A 19559-nucleotide genomic window follows, 5' to 3' on the forward strand; every position below is an offset into this window, starting at 1 on the left:
CCGGAGTGCGCACGGGCTGTCCGCGCTGGTGCAATCCTGCGCCCTCTTTACGCGCGTGTCGTTGATGGCGGTCAATTCATCGCCGTTGATCGCTGTCGAGCCCGCTTTTCAGGCGGAGCCGCAACGGCACGGCGGCCGCTGCGGCATGCGGCGGGCTCAGGCGAAGGCCGGCACCGGCGCCCGCGTGCCGCGCCACCGATTCAGTAGCAGGTGCGTGGGCAGGAAGACCAGCAGCGGCAAACCGACATACAACACGGTCAGCCAGGCCCAGTCGGGCATGAAGTTCTGCGCGGCCTGGTCGCTGAATCCGTAGACGTAGTTCACGTTCACCGGCGCGTTCGGATTGGCCGGGTCTGGCGGCGGTGCCGGCAGGAGCAGGCGGGCAATCGCCATCAGTACCCAGGCGATGGCGGTCCAGCCGAACAGGGCGCGGCGGTCGTAGCCCAGGCGTGCCACCAGAAACAGCAGCACGAATGGCAACCAGGCGTGGAACGAGGACAGCCCCCGCGCAAACAGGGGGATGGACGGGTTGAACATGTAGGCCGTCATGCCGAGCAGCGGCGCGCCGACCAGGGTCGCCAGGAAATCGACGCACCATACGATCTGCGGAATGATCAGGCCCACGGCCGGCAGCGAGGCCAGCAGCGGCGATTCGGTCCATACGGCGGCCAGTGTCAGGAACATGGCCACGTCGCAGAAATACAGGAAATTGGTCGGCCCGTAGGCCTTCCAGTAGAACGGCACCATCACCATCATGAAGGCCGTGAACGCCAGCTTCAGTGGCAACGGCACACGCGCAGCTTTCTGCACGACTCTTCCCCCCGGCATGTTGGTCGTGCGGCGCACGGTAGCACAGCGACCCGCATGCGGATTGGCCGATTCCGCGGCGGATTTGTCGCAAAAGGATTCATGGCGGGCCCGAAGGGCACGTCTCAGCCCGTGAGACGCGGCGCCGCTACATACGCGCCGTCTGCCGGGAGTACTGCCGTGTCCACCGACCTTGCCGCGCTGGTTGCCGAGAAAACCCTGCCCCGCCCCGATCCCGGCCGCCTGCTGGCGCGCCTGGCGCAACGGTATGCGGACCGCATCACCGGCCAGTTCACGGTGCCGGGCCGGCCGGGGCGGTATGCACCATTGCCGCAGGCGCTGCCGGCGCGGCTGCGCCAGGCGCTCGAACGACGGGGCATCAGCCGGCTCTACAGCCACCAGGCCGAGGCGTGGGAATCCGTGCGCGCCGGGCAGCACACGGTCGTGGTCACGCCGACGGCGTCGGGCAAGACGCTCTGCTACACCCTGCCGGTGGTCAGCGCGGCGATCAGCGAAGGCGCCAAGGCGCTGTATCTGTTTCCGACCAAGGCGCTCGCGCAGGACCAGGTCGCCGAACTGCTGGAACTCAACCGTGCGGGCGAGCTGGGCGTTCGCGCATTCACCTTCGACGGCGATACGCCGGGCGATGCCCGCCAGGCGATCCGCCTGCATGGCGATATCGTGGTCAGCAATCCGGACATGCTGCACCAGGCGATCCTGCCACATCACACCAAATGGGCGCAGTTCTTCGAGAACCTGCGCTACGTGGTGATCGACGAAATCCACACCTACCGCGGCGTATTTGGCTCGCACGTGGCCAACGTGCTGCGCCGCCTGATGCGCGTCTGCGCGTTCTACGGCGTGCGACCGACCTTCATTCTCTGCTCGGCCACCATCGGTAATCCGAAGGAACATGCCGAGGCGCTGATCGGCGACAGCGTGCACGCCATCACCGAAAGCGGTGCGCCCTGCGGCGACAAGCACGTGCTGCTGTGGAACCCGCCGGTGATCAATCCGGACCTCGGCCTCCGCGCGTCAGCCCGTTCGCAGGTGACGCGCATTGCACGCGCGGCTATTCGCGGCAAGCTCAAGACCCTGGTGTTCGCGCCCTCCCGCCTGATGGTGGAGGTGCTGACGAAATACCTGAAGGACGTGTTTGACCATGATCCGCGCAAGCCGGCGCGCATTCATGCGTACCGCGGCGGCTACCTGCCGACCGAGCGCCGCCGCACCGAGCAACAGATGCGTGCCGGTTCGATCGACGGCATCGTCAGCACGTCCGCACTGGAACTGGGCGTGGATATCGGTGCGCTCGACGTGGTGCTGCTGCAGGGCTACCCCGGTTCGGTCGCCGGCACCTGGCAGCGGTTCGGCCGGGCCGGGCGACGCCAGCAGCCATCGATCGGCGTGCTGGTGGCGTCGAGCCAGCCGCTGGACCAGTACATCGTGCGGCACCCGGAATACTTCCGCGATGCACCGGCCGAACAGGCGCGCATCGCGCCGGACCAGGCCCTGATCCTGCTCGATCACGTGCGGTGCGCTGCCTTTGAGCTGCCCTTCGTCGACGGCGACCGTTTCGGCGGACTCGACCCGGGCGCCTATCTGGAAGTGCTGGGAGATTCCCAGGTCGTCCACCGGGAAGGCGAGCGCTGGGAGTGGATTGCCGATGCCTATCCGGCCAACGCGGTGAACCTGCGTTCGGTGGCCGACGGCAACTTCGTCGTCGTCGACCGTACCGATGGCCGCCAGACGATCATCGCCGAGGTGGACTATTCCAGCGCGGCGCTGACCTTGTATGAAGGCGCGATCCACATGGTGCAGTCGGTGCCCTACCAGGTGGAAAAACTCGACTGGGACGGTCGCAAGGCCTTTGTCACGCGCACGCATGTCGACTACTACACGGATGCGATCGACTACACGCGGCTGAAAGTGCTGGAACGGTTCGAGGGCGCGCGTGCCGGGCAGGGCACCTGTCACCAGGGCGAGGTCCATGTGGTGCGGCGCGTGGCGGGCTACAAGAAGATCCGCTACTACACGCACGAGAACATCGGCTACGGCCCGGTCACCCTGCCGGACCAGGAACTCCATACCACCGCGCTGTGGTGGCAGCTGTCGCAGGAGTGTCTCGACGAACATTTCGCGTCGCGGCAGGCGGCGCTGGACGGATTCCTGGGAGCTGCCAGCGTCTTGCATACCGTGGCGAGCGTCCACGTGATGGCCGAGGCGCGTGACCTGATGAAATCCGTCGGCACCGGGGATGGCGCCTGGTTCGCCACGCGGGATGCACAAGGGCGCGGCCAATGGCGCGCAACCGACGGAACGCTCGCGCGTGCCGGCGAGCGCTTCACGCCGACGGTGTATCTCTACGACAACTACCCCGGTGGTGTTGGCCTGAGCGATCCGCTGTACCGCGTGCAGCGCGAACTGGTGCGTGACGCCCGCGCGCTGATCGAGGCCTGTCCCTGCCGCGCCGGCTGCCCGGCCTGCGTCGGGCCCATTCTCGCGGCCGACGAATCCACCGATGCCACGCCACGCCATCACGCGGCGACGGTACTAGCCCTGCTGGCAGCAGCATGACCGCGTTGGCAGAACGGATCCGGCGGCTCCGGTTGCAGGCGGGCGCTACCGCTGGCGTAGCGGGCGGTGCGGTGGCTCCTGTTGTTCCCGCGCCACCGCCGCCGCAGGCAGGTGTTGATCGCAGTGCGGAAGTGCAGCGCCTGCGCCGTCTGCTGGGGATGCGGACCGCGGCCGCAGCCCCGGCGCCCCGGCGGCCGGACGCCGAAACCGCCCTGTGTGGCGACGCGGTCGCGCCGGGCGTGCGCGAAGTGACCCGGGAGATACCGTTGCCGGCCGCCTCGCACCTCCTGCCGCCGCGCTGGGCAGACGGCGTGCCGTTGGCGCGCGAACGCTTTCTCTGCTTCGATACGGAAACAACCGGGCTTGCCGGCGGCAGCGGCACGCGCGCCTTCATGATCGGTGCGGCGGACTGGCGCGGCGAGCGCCTGCGCATCCGCCAGCTGTACCTGACGGCGATGGCGGGCGAGGCAGCGATGCTGGATCGCTTCGCCCAGTGGCTGACCTGCGACACCGTGCTGGTCAGTTACAACGGGCGCTGCTATGACGCACCGCTCCTGGCGACGCGCTATCGGCTGAATCGCCGCGCCAATCCGCTCGCTGGCCTGCCGCATGTCGACCTGCTGCATCCGGTGCGGCGTGCCTACCGGGGTATCTGGGAAAACTGTCGGCTCGCGACGCTGGAACGCCGCCTGCTGCACATCGTTCGCGAGGACGACCTGCCCGGTGCCGCGGCGCCGGCTGCCTGGCTGAGCTTCCTGCGTCATGGCAAGGGCGACGATCTCCTGCGGGTGGTCGAACACAATCGCCAGGATCTGGTCACGCTGGCGCGTCTGCTGCAGCGCCTCGACACCCGGCACTTCGCGCTCGACTAAAGTCGCAGTCGCTTCGCCGCGCGGGTGTCTGTCGGTGACAGATTGTGGGCAATGACCGAAATCCGCGCCACGGTGCGCCTTTGCCCTTTCGTTCGCTTGGATTGCTAGCGCATCAATAGCAACGAACGCGCAATCCTGGACAAATGGCGATGCGGAAAACTGCGACCGTTTCATCCCGACCGCCGGCGCGCCGGACAACATGGATTTCTCACTCGCACGCCTGCTGCCGGACGGAACAGCGGACGCCGGCTTCGCGGGCGACGGCTGGTCGGTGTTTCGCATCGATGCCTTGCCAGTGCCTGAGGGGCACGACGGCATCGATCGCCTGGTCGTGCAGCGGGACGGTTCGATCGTGATCGCGGGGCATTACGACGCCGGTGAGTCCACCGTGCGGCTGCTGGCCGGCAGGATCCGCGCCGACGGAACGCCCGATCCGGCCTACGGTGATGCGGCCCTGCCGGGCTTCCGCACGCTGGTCACGCGGGCCGATGCCGGCAGCGAATACGCCACGGGGCTGCGTCTGCAAAGTGACGGCAAGCTGTTCCTGAGCATCGTGACGGGCGTGTATCCGGAACGCTCGGGGTTCGCGGCTGCGCGGCTGGATGCCGCCGGCGACCTGGATCCAGGCTTCGCTGACGGGGGCATCTTCGCGCTGGACCTGGTGCCGCAGGGCGCGTTTGCCGACGCGATGGCCGTGACGCTGCAAGGCGGCCGGCCGGTGCTGGCCGGCCACGCCCGACGTGATTCGGGTGCGCAGATCACCGAGCTGGGGCTGGTACGGCTGGAGAACGACCTGATCTTTACGGACCGGCTGGGCGACTGATCCTCACCGACGCGTTCCATCGGGGCCGGCCGCAGGCAGGCCCCGATCCGTCGATCGCGCTATGCTGACGCGAGCCGACAATACCGTCTGCGACGTGCTGTCGGATGCTGCCGTCATCGAATCCGGCAGCAAGGAGGCCCGATGGAAACGCAGACCGTCGCCTATCGCGAGGAATACCGCAGCCGCTTCTGCCCGCCGCGCTATCGCGGCGTGGCGCACGGCGTGTTTGTCGCGGTCGTGGGCTTCTGCATGCTGGTCGCCGGCGCCCTGCTGTTGCGGCCGGCAGATCTGCTGAGCTACTGGTGGATGGTGCCTGCGACGTTTCTGCTGGCCAACCTGGTGGAATACCTGACGCATCGCCACGTGATGCACAAGCGTGTTCCCGTGCTCGGGGCGATGTTTGAGCGACACACGCGGCGTCACCATCGGTACTTCACCCTCGCGGATATCGAGATCACCGGCGCGCACGACATGCACGCGGTGCTGTTCCCGCCGGTGTTGCTGGGATTCTTCTCGGCCGTCGCACTGCTGCTCTCCCTGGCTGTGGGGGCGGTGCTGGGGCGTGCCCCGGGCGTGCTGTTCTTCCTGGTGGCCTTGTCCTATTACCTGGCCTACGAGGTGTTGCATCTCCTGGCGCACTGGCCGTTGCACGGGCGCATGGCCCGTTCACGGGTGATCCGGCGGCTGGTGTCGCATCATCGCGCCCACCACGCGCCGCACGTGATGCAGCGCGGCAATTTCAATATTGTGGTACCCCTGTGTGACTGGCTGTTCCGCACGCTGCACGATGAGTCGGACGTGCTGGCGCAAACGGTCAAGTCCTCGCGTGTCGAACGGGCGTATGAAGACGCCCGGGCCACGACGCGGGAGGGCGAACATGGCAAGCGGGGAAGTATCCAGACGTGAATTCATGGCGACCGTGTGCGCGGTCGCCGCGGGACTGTGCCTGCCGCGGGGAGCGAATGCCGCGGCACCCAATCGCAGCGTGCTAAGCCGGTCGCTGTCGCTGCTCAAACCCCAGTACGACACCGTCGTCGTCGGTTCGGGCTACGGCGGCAGTGTCATGGCGGCGCGGCTGTCCGGCGCGCGATCGGTGTGCCTGTTTGAGCGCGGGCGCGAATGGCAGCCACAGGAATTTCCCGATAGCGCCAGCGGCGTGGTGACGCAACTGCGCAGCGAAGCAACACCCCTGGGTCTGTTCGACTACCGTACCAGTAGCGATCTGGATGCCCTGGTCGGCAATGGGTTGGGTGGCACCTCGCTGATCAATGCCAATGTCGTGGTGGCGCCGGACCGGGATGTCTTCACCGCGTGGCCTGCGGCGATCCGCAACGCCTACGCCAGCGGGGCGATGGACGTGTTCGAACAGCGCGTGCGCCAGATGCTGGCAGTCGAGGCGATGACCGAGGCGAATGCGCTGCGCAAGACGGTCTTCCATGCGTCCACGACGGCACGCCGCAAACGCGCCGGCGTGGCAGTGGACTTCCAGCGCATGGATCTGGCGGTGAATCTCACGCGCCATCACAACGCCGCCAATGCGCAAGGTGTCGTGCAATCGCGTTGCCGCCTCTGTGGCGATTGCGTCACGGGCTGCCGCGGCGGCTCGAAAAATTCCCTGGATGTGAACTACCTGCGCGTGGCCGCGCAGCGTGGCGCGGAAATCTACACCCGCATGGAAGTGGAGTATGTCGAACGCGCCGGCGAACTATGGCGCGTGCATTACCTGGCGCGTCCTGCGGACCGCGCGCCCTACCGCGGCAGTGTCCTGGCCTCGCGCGTCGTGCTGGCGGCCGGATCGCTGGGTTCCACGCAGGTTCTGCTGCGTTCGGCAGCGATGGGATTGCCCGTGTCGCCGCGCGTGGGAACGCGCGTCTCGGCCAATGGCGACTACCTGGGACTGGGCTACAACGCTGCAGTGCAGACCGATACCTTCGGTTTCGGCGACGGCGCGGCGCTGGCCGACACGCGAGGGGTAGGACCTACCATCACCAGTGCGGCGCGCTACGCATCGAGTAACGCGCGAGAGCGGTTCCTGATCGAGGAAGGTGCCTGGCCGCGCGCGCTGACTGACGCGCTCCGGCTGGCCCTGCCGGCGCTTGCCAATGCCCCGGACACGCCGGCCGCCCAGCGCGAGCTGCGCGATATCGCCGGACGGCGCGGCAATGGCGCGCTCAATCACAGCATGGTGTACCTGGGTATCGGTCATGACAGCGCGTCCGGTCGCATCGTGCTCGATGGCAGCGGCACGGCGCGCATTGTCTGGCCGGGCGTGAGTGCGGAGCCCTTCGTGGCCCGGATGCGCGCCGAGATGCGCCAGCATACCGGCGCTTTCGGCGGCACCCTGGTCGACAGCCCGCGGACCCATCCCGTATTCGGCGGTGCGTTGACGACGGTGCACCCGCTGGGCGGTTGTCCCATGGCCGACGACGCCGGCGCCGGGGCCGTCGATGCGGATGGCCGTGTTTACGATCCGCGCGGCAGCCACGCGGTGCACGCCGGGCTCTACGTCGCCGATGGTTCCATCCTGCCGGGCTCGGTGGGGGTGAACCCGCTCTTGACCATTGCTGCCCTGGCCGAACGTGCGGCCGGGTCGATGAGCTGACTGATCCGACATCGGGAGGAAACATGAGAATCCGTCTGGCGGCTGCCGCCGTGTTCCTGCTGTCCCTGTTCGCGCTGCCCGCCCTGGCGCGCGGACTGTACTTTGCGGAAGAAATGCGTGGATTCGGCGAATGGAATCGGGAAATCCGCGCGATCCACTTCGACCTGGACATCACCATCCGCGATATCGATGCCTGGCGTGCGAATCCGAACCACGCCGCAACGGTGAGTGGCCGCCTGCAGCTCGACCAGTCCACGCCGGTCGCCATCACTGGCCAGCTCAATATTCTGGCACCGGCGCCGGGTGCGGACGGTCGCGTGCTGGTGTATCGCGTCGCCGGCAACGGCCTGCGGTTCGTCGGCGCAAAATTGGTGCGCAATGATGGCGGGTTTGACCTCATTGACGACGTAACCACACTGCATGGCGTATTGCTGGCGCCGGGGGCACCGGAGCCGACCATCGCCGACCTGGTATATGGCGCAAAATGGACAGCCGAAGTACAGTTCGAATGGTGGCGACCCAGCATCGTGCTGGCCTTCATCGATTCGTTCGCCACCATCGACACCCCCTGGTATGAGCGCTGGTGGGTAAAAGTGCTGTTTGTAGAAACCACGTTCGGAGCAGTGGCGTCGGAATTTTTCCTGGGGCTGCTGTAGGAGAGCCGACGTGCGGCGTGAGGGATAACGCGCAAGGGGGTACTGCCGGTGGGGGCCGGCGGTACCGATACCTCTGGCTCATCGCGGATTCCCCACGGCATGACGTTCACGCCCGATGTCTCGCAGCTTTACGCGGATGCATTCCGCGAATTCACCCGCCTTCGTGGTCTTGGTCCGGCGCCTGGCAGCGCCATGTCCGCCAGCGGCTTCGTCCAGCGCGTCGGCGGCGAAGAATTCTGCAACCTGGTAGAAAGTGCAGTTCTGCAGTCCGGTGACCCGGATCTGGGTTTTCGCTTCGGCGCGGCCATCGGCGGCCGGGGCTTCGGGCTCCTGGGCATCGCCACTGCGGCGGCGCCTACGCTGGCGCATTCCTTGAACAGCCTGGCGCGCTGGGAATCGCTCACGTGCACCCTGGGTGCGATTGACGTGGTACGTGAACGTGCCAGCGTGCGTGTGCGCTGGCTGCCACGCGTGCCCGTGCCGCCCGCGCTGATCGAAGGCGTGCTGGCCGGATGGGTCGCCTTCGGACGTTTCCTCGTGGGTGAGTCGGTTCCGGTATCGGCGCTGGAACTCACACGGCAGCGCCGCAGCGGTATCAGCGAGGTGGAATCGCTGCTCGGCTGCACCGTGCGGTACGGCGCCCCGGAAAACGCCGTCGTCGTGCCCGCAGCGATTCTCGACGCCCAGCCGCGCTACGCCGACGCGCAGCTGCACGCTTCGCTCGCGAACTGGCTCGACGACTGCGTGCGCGTCGTCGTTGGACAGCGCGATGCGACGTCGGTGCAGGCCAGCGAAGTGATCCTCCACGGACTGGCCTGGGGTGATGCGGACGAAGACGGCGTGGCGCGCCGCCTGGGTCTTGCGCGCCGGACGCTGCAGCGGCGCCTGGCCGCCGACGGCTTGAGTTTCCGGCGCCTGCGCGACCTGCTTCGCGCCAGTATCGCCGTCTGCCGTCTTTCCGGCGGGCGCGACCGGCTCATCGACGTGGCGCAGCACATCGGGTTCGCCGAACAGGCCACGTTCTGTCGTGCCGTGCGCCAGTGGACCGGGCGTTCGCCGCGCGAGGTCAGCCGCCTGTTCAGTACCGAGTATGCGGATTTACGCGGATAGCCGTGTTCGCGCAGCCTGGAACCCCATGTGTCGAGGCTCCAGGCTGCCGCGGTGGTGCTACTGGAATCCGTTCGCGAAGATCACGTCATCGGCAACGACGGTTCGCTCGCAGTCGTAGGTTTCGGCGATGCGTGGCCCGGTGTTGATAACCTGAAAGTCCGCTGGTACGACGACGCGTGCTCCCGGCGTCTGGTCGAACACGCGCGAGCCGATCCCCAGTTCCGCCCAGGTGTGCGTGGTGTAGCGGTCGCTCTCGGCAGAGATCGCGATATTGCCGCCATCAGCCAGCACCATGCCGTAGCGTTGCAGCGTACGGAGGATCACCTGCGCGGCGGGTGAGTAACCTGCCATCGGAAAGTCACTGCGAAGGCGCAGGCGCACGCCGTAGGGCACGCTGCCGCTCGGCCCCGACGGACTGCCGGCGTGTGTCGCGGGGCGCACATACAGGCGTCCGTTGACGCCGCCGAGACTGGCGTCGCTGGCCATTCGGGGATTGGGCAGGATGAAACGGATGGCGTGGCCCACCGTACCCTGCGGGACCGACAGCGCGGCGTGCACTTCGTCGGCATTGAGCAGCAGCGGTGCGATGGGAAAGCCCGCGGCGTCGGCGCTGGTGCAGTGATCGCCGCGGCCTTGCTCCGGGTAGTTCGCCGTCAGATTCCAGCGGGCCAGGCATTGCGCCTCCAGTCCGCTCGCACCGCTGGCGGTGACGTGATACGCCTCGAACAGTGTGGTGCCCTGCACGACGAGCAGGTGGCAATCGTCGGATTCGTTGTCGCAACTCAGTCCGTCCGAATGCTCGATGGCGGCGTTGGCCGGCACCGGCATCGTCGCGCCGATGGCATCGCAGTCGGGAAAGTAATACTCGTCGTAGGGATACCCGACGATCGTGCGCCGCGGCGCGTCCAGCGGGGCGTGCACGACGTTCATGCCGAAGTCGATCTGCATGCGGCCGTTGCCGAATCCGCCGAGGCCGGCCCAGGTGGCGATCATGTTGGCCGACTGCGGATGCAGCGGGGCGGCGGTGATGTCCTGGTTCCACACGGACCCGGCAGGAAAGCGGGGAAGGGGGCGGCATCGGCGGCAGCCGCGGCCGCGGCAAGGCCGAACAGTACGAGGTGGCGCATGGAGGTGTCTCCCGATCAGGGGCCGAAGTGGTCGTTGAAGATCTGGTCCGAGGCGATGCGCAGCACGCGGGCATTCGGCGCGTGCTCGGCCACGTAGAGCCATCCCGCCTCGTCCTCGCCGAAGGTGGTCACGGGTGCGGTGTTGGCGAACAGGAACTGCGGCGTAGCGGGGTTGGCAGCGTTCGCTGCCCAGACCGCGCCGGTGCAGAAATCGCCGTAGAAATAGGTGTTCTTGAGCGCGGCGACCGGGCCCTGGAAAACGAACCCGCCGACGATGGCGCAACCCAGGGTCGCGGTCTGCACGGCAATGACCGGTGGCGTGTGATTGGCGATGGAACAGCTCATCGGTTGCGGACCGGAAAAGCAGTTCCAGCCGAAATTCAGCCCGCCGACACCCGCTCCGGCGCGGCTGATCTCTTCATAGGCACCACCATTGCCGCCGACGTCGGCCACCCAGAACGCGCCGCTGGCGCGATCGAAACTCATGCGCCAGGGATTGCGCAGGCCGTAGTGCCAGATTTCGTCGCGCGTGTTCGCCGACGGTGCATCCGCTGCGAAGGGATTGCCCGCCGGAATGGTGTACGGCAGCGTGCGCACGTCGATGCGCAGGATCTTCCCTCGCAGCGACGACAACTGCTGCGCGGGTGCGCCACCGCCGGCAGCATCGCCCACGCTGATATACAGCATGCCGTCCGGACCGAACTTCAGGTCGCCGCCGTTGTGCTGGCCGCTGCCATTGCCGATGGTCATCACGGCCGTGCGCGAATCCGGATCGGCTACATCGCTGCCTGCGGGCACGCGATGGCGGAGAATCACGTTGTTGCGTTGTGGATCATTGTGCAAGGTGAATACGTGCCGGCTTGTGGCGAAGTCGGGTGCGAATGCCAGGCCCAGCAACCCGCATTCGCCGCCACAACTGGACGTGCTCACCAGCGCAGACAGATCCAGCAAGGGCGCAGGCAGCACCACGCCGTTGCGAATGACGCGTACGCGTCCGCCGATCTCGGCTGCAAACAGGCGGCCCGAGCCGTCGCCTGCATTTGCCAGGGCGACGGGGGTATTCAGGCCGCTCGCATAGGGAACGAGGGCCAGATCATTGGGAATGGCGGCTGTCGCGGACGCAGCCGACACCAAGGCAGCCGCGAGGCTGCCGTAACGGCAAAGCGATGACATGGAAACTCCGTGGCTGGAATGCGCGTCGAGCGCGATCAAATCGTGGGATCGAATCCGTTCCGGAAGAGGACATCACCGCCGGGCTCGCCGATACCGCGGAGGGTGACGGCCGCGGTCGAGGCTCCGCTGGTGATATGCAGCGTCGCGCTGCGATAGCCCGGCGTGGTGGGCTGGAAACGCACGGTCTGGTTGCACTGCGCTCCCGGCGCCAGTGTGCCGGTGCAGGTGCCGGCGCCCAGTTGCAGCGCCGTATCGCCCTGCATCGAAGCGACGAGGGGCGCGGCGGCAGTGCCCCGGTTGGTGATCGTCACCGTCCTGTCGACGGCGGAGCCGATGGCGGCTGTGCCAAAATCCATCTCCGTCGCGCTGGCGACGAGCCATGCGGTTGCTGCCGGCGTGCTACCGACCTCATAGCGAAGGACGCCGCCAGCGTCAGCCATCCAGGGGCCGCCTGGCAGAATCACCAGGCGCTGTTCCGCGCCGATCAGCTCGCGTGTGACCTGGAAATGGGCATAGGGCGCGAGACCGGTGACGGTGTGCACGGTCACGGCGGCGGGCATGCGCAGCGCCAGGCAGCCGCGCACCGGCGTCAGGTCGCGCGCAAACCAGGCGCTCTGGCTTGCGACGGCGGCGCCGTCGAATGCGCCGGCGGGTGTTGCGCAACCGGCCAGTGCCTCGGAGGCGAGCAACGTCGTCCCGTCTGCTGGCGTCGCCGCATCGGCGCCTTGCAGCACATGGAGGAAGCGCACGTCCTGCGGCGCGTTGTCGGCTTCCACGCGCAGCCGCGTGGCGTATTTCTCCGTCTGGCCGTTCACGGACCTGGTCTGGATGAAACTGTCTTCGTTACCCAGCGCATAGCCGTTGACGTCGGGCGCCATGATCGGGTCCGTGGTGACGATCGCCGTGCTGTGCGCTGTCGGCAGCAGCGTGGTGACGAAAAGACGCTGGCCGCCCGGCGTCGTCGCGGTGACGCGGGATCCGGACACCTGCGGTAAGGACGGCAATCGGTCGGGCAGGTTCAGCCAGAATCGCTTGGCGCGACCTGCACTGTGCGAGCGCGCGCGGTCGTACACGACAATATGGTCGGGCTTGAGCCACAGCACGCTGCGGCTGGCGTGCGCCACGTCGAGGGCACGTTGCGCCAGCGGCGTCGCATCGCCGTTCTCGTACCAGGCGTTGTAGAGGCGCGTGGCATCGCCCGTGACTGCGCTGTACCGCGGATCTTCACTGCGCGCGAGCACGACCGGGTCGCCTTCGCTGCGGTTCTGCGGCATCTGGGCACCACGTCGCAGTCGGGTTCCGAGAAAGCCGTTCGGGTCGACCGACGCACCCAGCGTGTTCTGGATCGTCACGCCATTCTTGTAGTCAGTTGCGCCGCCGTCGTTGCCGTAGCCGAGCGTGCCCTTGGTCAGCCATTCCCCGGCGCGGTAGAACTCGAACAGGTTGCCGTCGCCATGCTGGTGATCCACGGCGTTATAGCTGAGGCGGTAGTCGAACCAGCGTGCGTTCGTATCCCAACCTGTGCGTGTGAGCAAGCGGCCCATGCCTTCGGACCAGAACGCCAGGTCCAGCGCCGGGCGCGGATCCGGCGCAGTCGGCAGGCTGGCCGGCGAGTTCGGGTCGAACAGCAGGAAATACATCAGGCTGGAGAGCACATCGCCGCTGCTGCCATTGGCGCGCGTGCGTCCGGCGAAGCCGCTGTTGCCGTCCGGAGGAATAAAGCGCTGCACCCAGCGCACCGCGTCGACCACCTGCGTGTCGCCCACGCGCATCGCGTGCAGGGCGAGCGGGCCGAGGATATCGATCGGATCATTCTGGTAGTACTGCTCGCCGTCGCCATACCAGGCCGGACGATAAACCAGACCAAAACCCGAGGGTGTGGCGCGCGGGCTCTGCGAATGAATCAATCCGAACAGCGTCGCCCGGTAGAAGGGATTGGTGGACAACCCGGCCACCTGTGTGCCCCAGCGTGCCTGCCCGGCCTGGTCGGCGTAACCGGCGGTTTCCAGGGCGAAGAGGAATTGTGCGGGAATGCCGATCGACGTGGGTGCGTACTCCATGCCCTCCTGTGGCAGACCGCCGCGGCTGTCGTGGCGCAGAAGGTAATCCTGTACGAATAGCCAGCCGCCGAGCACGTCAGTGAGCAGTCCGCGCAACGCGCCGGGCCCGGATTCCAAGGGCACTTCGACGATGTTCCCGGCGCCATTCCGGCGCAGGTAGGTGGCCGGCGTCAATGCATCGGGCACATCGTCCGCAGGATCGATCGCGATCGCCCGCAAGCCCATGTTGCGCATGTGGCCGGCGAAATAATTGTTGCCGGCAAAACGCAGGCGATGCCGGCGCAGGTCTGTTCCCAGGCGCAGCAGCGGCTCGCCGATCGTGCCGACGGGCAGGCTGAACTCGGGCGGATTGTTGTAGGGATTGGGATAGGCCTCCAGGCTCAGTCGCGACCACACCAGGAACACCCGGCGCAGTGTGGCCCGGTCGGCGGCGCTGAGTACGGGTTGTCCGCCCGCGGTTGTCGCGGCCTGCAGCCAGTCAGCCGCGAGCGGGAAGGCGGCACCCGTCCAGCGTGAGCGATCTGAGACGCTGAACGCGATGGTGCAGAATGCGCCGCTTTGTGTCGGCGGTGTCGCGCGCATGCAGGTATCGGCGCGGCCAATGGCATGGAGGAGCAAGGTGCGACCGCGCTGGGCCCACTGCGGCCGCGCGGCGGGATCCGGGTCGACCAGGGCCATGAACGCGAACAGTGCGGCGTATTCCTCGGTGTTGATGGCGCTCCAGGTCGAACCGCCGTTGTCGTCGTCGGGAATGTCGTGGTTGTCCATGGCCTGCGCCGCCCACGTCGCGAGCTGGCGCAATCCTTGCGTATACACCGGATTCTGGGGCGAAGCCCATTGCCGAAGGCGCGGCAGGTCCTCGCTGGTGATCCATAATCGCGGATGCGTCGACAGCGGTTCGGCCGCGAGGCGCAGCCCGGGCAGGCATGCCAACAGGACAACCGTGCACAGCATCCACCACCGCTTCATGAGGCGCGTTCCGAGAAGCCATCGATGGACACGGGTACGCTGGTCGCGGCGCGCATCCGCCACGGCGCCGACGAACGGCGCGATTGCCCGTGCCGATGGGGGGCGTGTGCCGCCGGTCGGGCGGTGGCACCCACGAATCGGCCGGTGCTGGGAAGCGCGTGGTGACGTCGCTACCGTGCGACGCCGCAGTTGTTGGGGGAGTGATGGAACCTGGTGAATTCACCCAGACCTTGGCGCGCTGCCGCGAAGGCGATACACAGGCGCAGCAGCGCCTGATCGAGCTGGTCTACGCGGATCTCAAGCAGGTGGCGCGCCGGCATCTGGGCCGCAATCGCTGGATCGGCACGCTCGATACCACGGCGTTGCTGCATGAGTCCTACCTGCGCATCGCGGGCGACACGCCAGACGTCGCCAATCGGGCGCACTTCCTGAATCTCGCCTCGCGCATCATGCGCCAGGTGATCTGCGACCACGCGCGCAAGCGCCTGCGCCAGCGCGCCCATGCCGAAGTCACGCCGATGGATGAGCTCAGCCTCGCTGTCGCGCGCGAGGCCCGCGAAGTGGTTGCCGTGGACGACGCACTGGCTGACCTCGCCCGGACCGAGCCGCGCCAGGCCCAGGTGGTGGAATGCCGCTTCTTCGGCGGCCTGTCGGTCGAGGAGACTGCCCAGGCGCTGTCGATCTCGGTGCGCACGGTGGAGCGGGACTGGACCCAGGCACGCCAGTGGCTGGCGGAACACCTGGTGATCGACTGACTCCGCAGAAAACCGGCCCGGACTGCGTACTGCAGGATGGTTTCGCGGAACGGGGTCTTGTCATGTGGATCGGTGGAATCGTGCTGCTGGGCAGTGCCTTCGCCATGGCCGGCGCCGGCGAGGGGCGCTATGACAATGCAGTCGGGATAGTCGAGGTGACGCAGGTCAGCAGGGATGGGTTCCATTTCCACGTCAACACCGTGGTCGACGTCTATCCCTGCGACGTCGAAGGATTCGCCACCGGGTCAGCCAGCGCGCACGCGCGCTTCCACATCGAAGAAGGCGCGCTCTCGTGCACCATGGAATTTTCCTTCCACGATGACCAGCTGACGCTGGACACCCGCGGTTGCGACGGCTATTGCGGGATGCGCGCAGCAGGTTCGATGGACGGCACCTACCGGCGTGGCAGCGCCGCGGCTACTTCTTCTCGGGACGGTGAATGGGCAGATGCACCGTGAACTGGGTGCCGCGGCCCAGCGCGCTCTGCACCTCGATCGTGCCACCGTGTTTCTGCACGATGCCATAGGAAACGGATAACCCCAGGCCGGTTCCCTTGCCGACAGGCTTGGTGGTGAAGAATGGCTCGAAGATCCGGTGCATGTGCGCCTCGCTGATGCCCTTGCCGTTGTCGGCGATGCTCACGCGCACTTCGTGTTCATCGGCCTCCGTGTGAATGCGGATCTCGCCCTGGTCTTCCATGGCCTGCGCCGCATTGACCAGCAGGTTCATGAAAACCTGGTTGAGCTGGAAGGGCAGGCATTCGATCTTGGGAACCGGCGAATATTCCTTGATCAGTTTCGCCTTGTACTTGATCTCGTGCGCGACGACGTTCAGCGTGCTCTCCAGGCAATCGTGGACGTCGGCCATCTGCCATTCGGCTTCGCCGACATGGGAGAAGTCCTTCAGGTCGCGAACGATCTTCTCGACGCGCGCAATGCCGTGCAGTGATTCGCTGAGCAGGTTGCCGATGTCCTCGCGGAGGAATTCAAGCTGGATGCGCTTGCGGTGCGATGCCAGCTCGGCTGAGATGCTGGCCTGGGCGCCGGGCTCGGCGCCCTCGTACTCTTCGTAGTAGTCCAGCAGTTCCATGATGTCGCGCACGTAACGCTCAAGGCTGTTGAGATTGGAGTGCACGTAACCGATCGGATTGTTGATCTCGTGGGCGACGCCGGCGGCCAGCTGGCCCACCGATGCCATCTTTTCGGACTGGATCAGCTGGTTCTGCGTGCCCTCGAGTTTGTGATTGAGTGCCAGCAGGTCGTTGTTGCGGCTCTGCAGGGCGCGCTCGGCGGCCAGGCGTTCCTCGATCTGGGTCGCCAGTTGCGTATTGGAATCATGCAGCGCCTGGTTGGCCTGGCTCTGGCGCACGTTTGCTTCAAGCAGCTCACGCGTCCGCGCCTGCACCAGGGCCTGCAGGTGCATGTCACGCTTGCGATAGCGCTCGCGCAGCACGAGCGGCACGGCGGCGGCGAGCAACAGCAGCAGCACCACCGCGGCGCCCTGGACGCTGCGCCGCTCGAACCAGCGTGGCACGAAGTCGAAGTCCATGCTCGACTTCGCGCCCGACCCGCCAGTGCCAAAGCGCGAGCGCGCATTGCCGGTGCGTGCCTCGACCCGGAACGTGTAGTGCCCGGGCGGCAGGTTGGTGTAGTAGGCGGACCGGCGATTGCCGACGTCGTGCCATTCATTGTCGTAACCATCGAGGCGGTAACGGAACAGCACGTTGCGCGGTTCGCGAAAGCTGAGCGCGGTGAATTGCACCTCGATGTCGCGGCGCGGACTGTCGATACTGACGATATCGCCCGGCTGGTAGGTGCGATCGCCGTGGCGCAACCGTTCGACCACGACCACCGGCTCAAGCGGCGGCGGGGCAATGGTACGCGTCTCTACCCGCACTGCGCCGTGTATGGCAGGCAGCCAGACGCTGGTGCCGTCAGCCACGATGCGCGCCCGCGCGCCGCCGTTGCAGCAATGGATGTGCTGCATGCTGGTGGAACGGCCGAGTACCCGCTCAGGCGCGAGTGTGGTATGTTCGCCGGGGGCGATCGGATCGGGCAGCTCGCTGATCGGAACACGCCAGACGCCCTCGATGCTGGTGGCGTACAGATAACCGTTGAGGACCAGCATGGCCCAGCTGTTATTGGTTGGCAGGCCATTGCGGTCGTCGAGCAACAGCAGTTTTTCGTCGCTCATCAGGCCGATGCCGGCGTCGCGCGTGGTGATGCCGAGCAGGCCCGGGCGAATCGTCGTGATGGACGATACGAACAGCCCTTCCAGCGGCTTGGCCCAGGCGGGTGCCACCAGCTTGCCGTCTTCGAGGCGCCGCACGCCGTTCTCGGTCGCAATCAATACCGTGCCGTTGGCGCCAATGTGGATATTGCGCACGGAAGCGGGCATCACGCCGGCGGCGTAGTCGATGCGGCGCAACTCGGCGTCATCATAGCGATAGAGTCCATCCTGCGTGCCGAGCCAGATGGTGTTTTCCGAGTGCGGGACGATGGCATTGATCTGGTAGCGCGACAGTTCCTGGAATACGGGCGGCGTGACGACCTTGCCGTTGTCGAACACCGCCAGTCCCGAGCGCGTGCCGACCCAGAGGCGGCCGCGCTGGTCGTAGTTGAGTTCGTACGCGGCGGAGTTGTGAATGTCGGTCGGCCTGACGATTTCCTGCAATGCGCCATCGGTCAGGCGCATCACGTTGGAATTGGAGCCGAACACCACATTGCCGGACGGATCGCGGATCACGCTCCAGATCACCGGGTCGATCAATCCTTCGCGCACGCCCAGCCGGGATGCCCAGCCATTCCAGAGCCGGAACAGGCCTTCCGTGCGGCTGCCCAGCCAGAGGTTGCCTTCACGGTCTTCGAAGGAGCTGACGACGTACGGGTTGCGGACGAAGTCCTCCGGCCGGATCTTTTCGACGCTGCCATCAGCGCGGCGGCGATAGAGTATCGGCGGCGTGCTGATCCATACACTCTGGTCGCGGTCCACGTACAAGTGCTCGACACGGACCGCCAGCGGGCTTCCGTCCGGGCTGGCGTCCACATGGATCGGCACGATGGCTTCACCCTTGCGGGGCAGGAGGTACAACCCCGCGCCGGTTCCGATCCACAGGCCGTCGGGCGAAACCGCCAGGTGGTTCACCTGGTGCGACACTCCGCCGGGCAAGTCAAAGCGCTTGTCACCGGTCAGGGCGTGTCGCGTGACCTGGCCGGCCCCGCCGATCCACAGGTCCGCGTCGTCTCTCACCAGGCTGAAGGCCGGCCCCGCCACGCCTGCGGCGACCATCGAATGGCCGTCGTAGCGGAGCGGCCCTTTGGCGGTGGCGACCCACACGTCACCGTCGAGGGTTTCCACGATATCGATCACCGCAGTACCCGACAACGCGGAAGGAATCGTGCGGAAGCGGCCGTTCTCGTGCACGACGACGCCGGTCGGTGTTCCGAACCACAGGCGTCCGTGGCGATCGGTGAGGCTGGCGCTGGCATTGGATGGGTCGGCGCCATCGCTGTTGCGCCGGTCGAACACTTCAAAGCGCAAGCCGTCGAAGCGGGCCAGGCCATTCTGCGTGCCCACCCAGATGAACCCGGTTGGATCCTGCGTGATGCTGATGATCGACACCTGCGGCAGGCCCGAGTCGACGTTCCAGTTGTCGATGGCGTAGTCGCCGAAGCGCGACGTTGGCTCCAGGGCGTGGAGCGGGTGACAGGCGATGAGGAACAGGAGCGCCAGCAGACGCGGCAGCCATGACGCCGAAGTACGGGTGTTGCGATCGTGTCCGATGCCCGGCGTCCTACCCACGGCGGCCTCGAAAATGCCCATAAGCGCTGGCGTTGATCTTAGTCGACCAGTACAGCCACGCAACCGCCGTGCCACGGTGGAGTGGTGCGCATCAGGTGTCTCCGCATGATGGTTGGAATGGCTGGCTTTTGACGCAGCGAACGGTGAACGTGCTGTGCTGAGCGGTCCAGAAAAAAACCGGGCCGGCAGTGCCGGCCCGGACGACGGGGCGCAGGGATGACCCGTCG

13 protein-coding genes and 1 pseudogene are annotated in these 19559 nt (G+C 66.7%); 9 read left to right on the forward strand and 5 right to left on the reverse strand.

Annotated features, from left to right (window positions below; genetic code table 11):
• Window positions 1–156: 156 nt before the first annotated feature.
• Window positions 157–810, reverse strand: a complete 654-nt coding sequence (locus N4264_RS07105) for a hypothetical protein (protein ID WP_261696366.1) — start codon at window positions 808–810, stop codon at window positions 157–159.
• 240 nt (window positions 811–1050) lie between these two features.
• On the opposite strand from N4264_RS07105, the pseudogene N4264_RS07110 reads away from it, so the two are divergent.
• From N4264_RS07110 to N4264_RS07140, 7 genes and pseudogenes are all read left to right on the forward strand, one after another.
• Window positions 1051–3384, forward strand: a pseudogene (locus N4264_RS07110) (DEAD/DEAH box helicase); the annotation flags it as partial.
• Entirely contained in the window at window positions 3381–4256 is an 876-nt protein-coding gene (locus N4264_RS07115; RefSeq protein ID WP_261696367.1) for a ribonuclease H-like domain-containing protein, read from the forward strand. The pseudogene N4264_RS07110 and the gene N4264_RS07115, both read left to right, overlap by 4 nt.
• 199 nt (window positions 4257–4455) lie before the next feature.
• On the forward strand, window positions 4456–5079 hold the full coding sequence (locus N4264_RS07120; RefSeq protein WP_261696368.1) for an NHL repeat-containing protein: 624 nt from the start codon (window positions 4456–4458) through the stop codon (window positions 5077–5079).
• 141 nt (window positions 5080–5220) lie between these two features.
• Entirely contained in the window at window positions 5221–5985 is a 765-nt protein-coding gene (locus tag N4264_RS07125) for a sterol desaturase family protein (protein ID WP_261696369.1), read from the forward strand.
• A 4-nt stretch (window positions 5986–5989) separates the two neighbouring features.
• Window positions 5990–7681: a GMC family oxidoreductase N-terminal domain-containing protein gene (locus tag N4264_RS07130; protein WP_261696370.1), complete on the forward strand. Its 1692-nt coding sequence runs from the start codon at window positions 5990–5992 to the stop codon at window positions 7679–7681.
• Window positions 7682–7704: 23 nt separating this feature from the next.
• On the forward strand, window positions 7705–8337 hold the full coding sequence (locus N4264_RS07135) for a hypothetical protein (RefSeq protein ID WP_261696371.1): 633 nt from the start codon (window positions 7705–7707) through the stop codon (window positions 8335–8337).
• Between the two features lie 99 nt (window positions 8338–8436).
• Window positions 8437–9447, forward strand: a complete 1011-nt coding sequence (locus N4264_RS07140; RefSeq protein WP_261696372.1) for an AraC family transcriptional regulator — start codon at window positions 8437–8439, stop codon at window positions 9445–9447.
• Window positions 9448–9504: 57 nt separating this feature from the next.
• Here the strand turns inward: N4264_RS07140 and N4264_RS07145 are convergent, their stop codons facing one another.
• The 3 genes from N4264_RS07145 to N4264_RS07155 all read right to left on the reverse strand — a co-directional run bounded on the left by N4264_RS07145 (window position 9505) and on the right by N4264_RS07155 (window position 14776).
• Window positions 9505–10491 (reverse strand): hypothetical protein, encoded by a 987-nt coding sequence (locus N4264_RS07145; RefSeq protein WP_261696373.1) that lies wholly within the window; start codon window positions 10489–10491, stop codon window positions 9505–9507.
• Between the two features lie 98 nt (window positions 10492–10589).
• Window positions 10590–11747: a PQQ-dependent sugar dehydrogenase gene (locus N4264_RS07150; protein ID WP_261696374.1), complete on the reverse strand. Its 1158-nt coding sequence runs from the start codon at window positions 11745–11747 to the stop codon at window positions 10590–10592.
• A 35-nt stretch (window positions 11748–11782) separates the two neighbouring features.
• Window positions 11783–14776 carry a choice-of-anchor D domain-containing protein gene (locus tag N4264_RS07155; RefSeq protein WP_261696375.1) on the reverse strand — a complete coding sequence of 998 codons (2994 nt, stop codon included), beginning with the start codon at window positions 14774–14776 and terminating at the stop codon, window positions 11783–11785.
• 203 nt (window positions 14777–14979) lie between these two features.
• Between N4264_RS07155 and N4264_RS07160 the strand changes: the two genes are divergently transcribed.
• Together N4264_RS07160 and N4264_RS07165 are read left to right on the forward strand one after the other, a co-directional pair.
• A complete protein-coding gene (locus N4264_RS07160) occupies window positions 14980–15531 on the forward strand; it encodes an ECF-type sigma factor (RefSeq protein ID WP_261696376.1) in 552 nt (183 codons plus the stop codon).
• A gap of 62 nt (window positions 15532–15593) precedes the next feature.
• Window positions 15594–15989, forward strand: coding sequence for a hypothetical protein (locus N4264_RS07165; protein WP_261696377.1), 396 nt, complete (start codon window positions 15594–15596; stop codon window positions 15987–15989).
• Here N4264_RS07165 and N4264_RS07170 read toward each other — a convergent pair.
• Window positions 15949–19332 (reverse strand): ATP-binding protein, encoded by a 3384-nt coding sequence (locus N4264_RS07170; protein WP_261696378.1) that lies wholly within the window; start codon window positions 19330–19332, stop codon window positions 15949–15951. The two genes, N4264_RS07165 and N4264_RS07170, sit on opposite strands and share 41 nt — an antisense overlap.
• Window positions 19333–19559 lie beyond the last annotated feature (227 nt).

This window comes from Tahibacter amnicola, assembly GCF_025398735.1.
GTDB lineage: Bacteria > Pseudomonadota > Gammaproteobacteria > Xanthomonadales > Rhodanobacteraceae > Tahibacter > Tahibacter amnicola.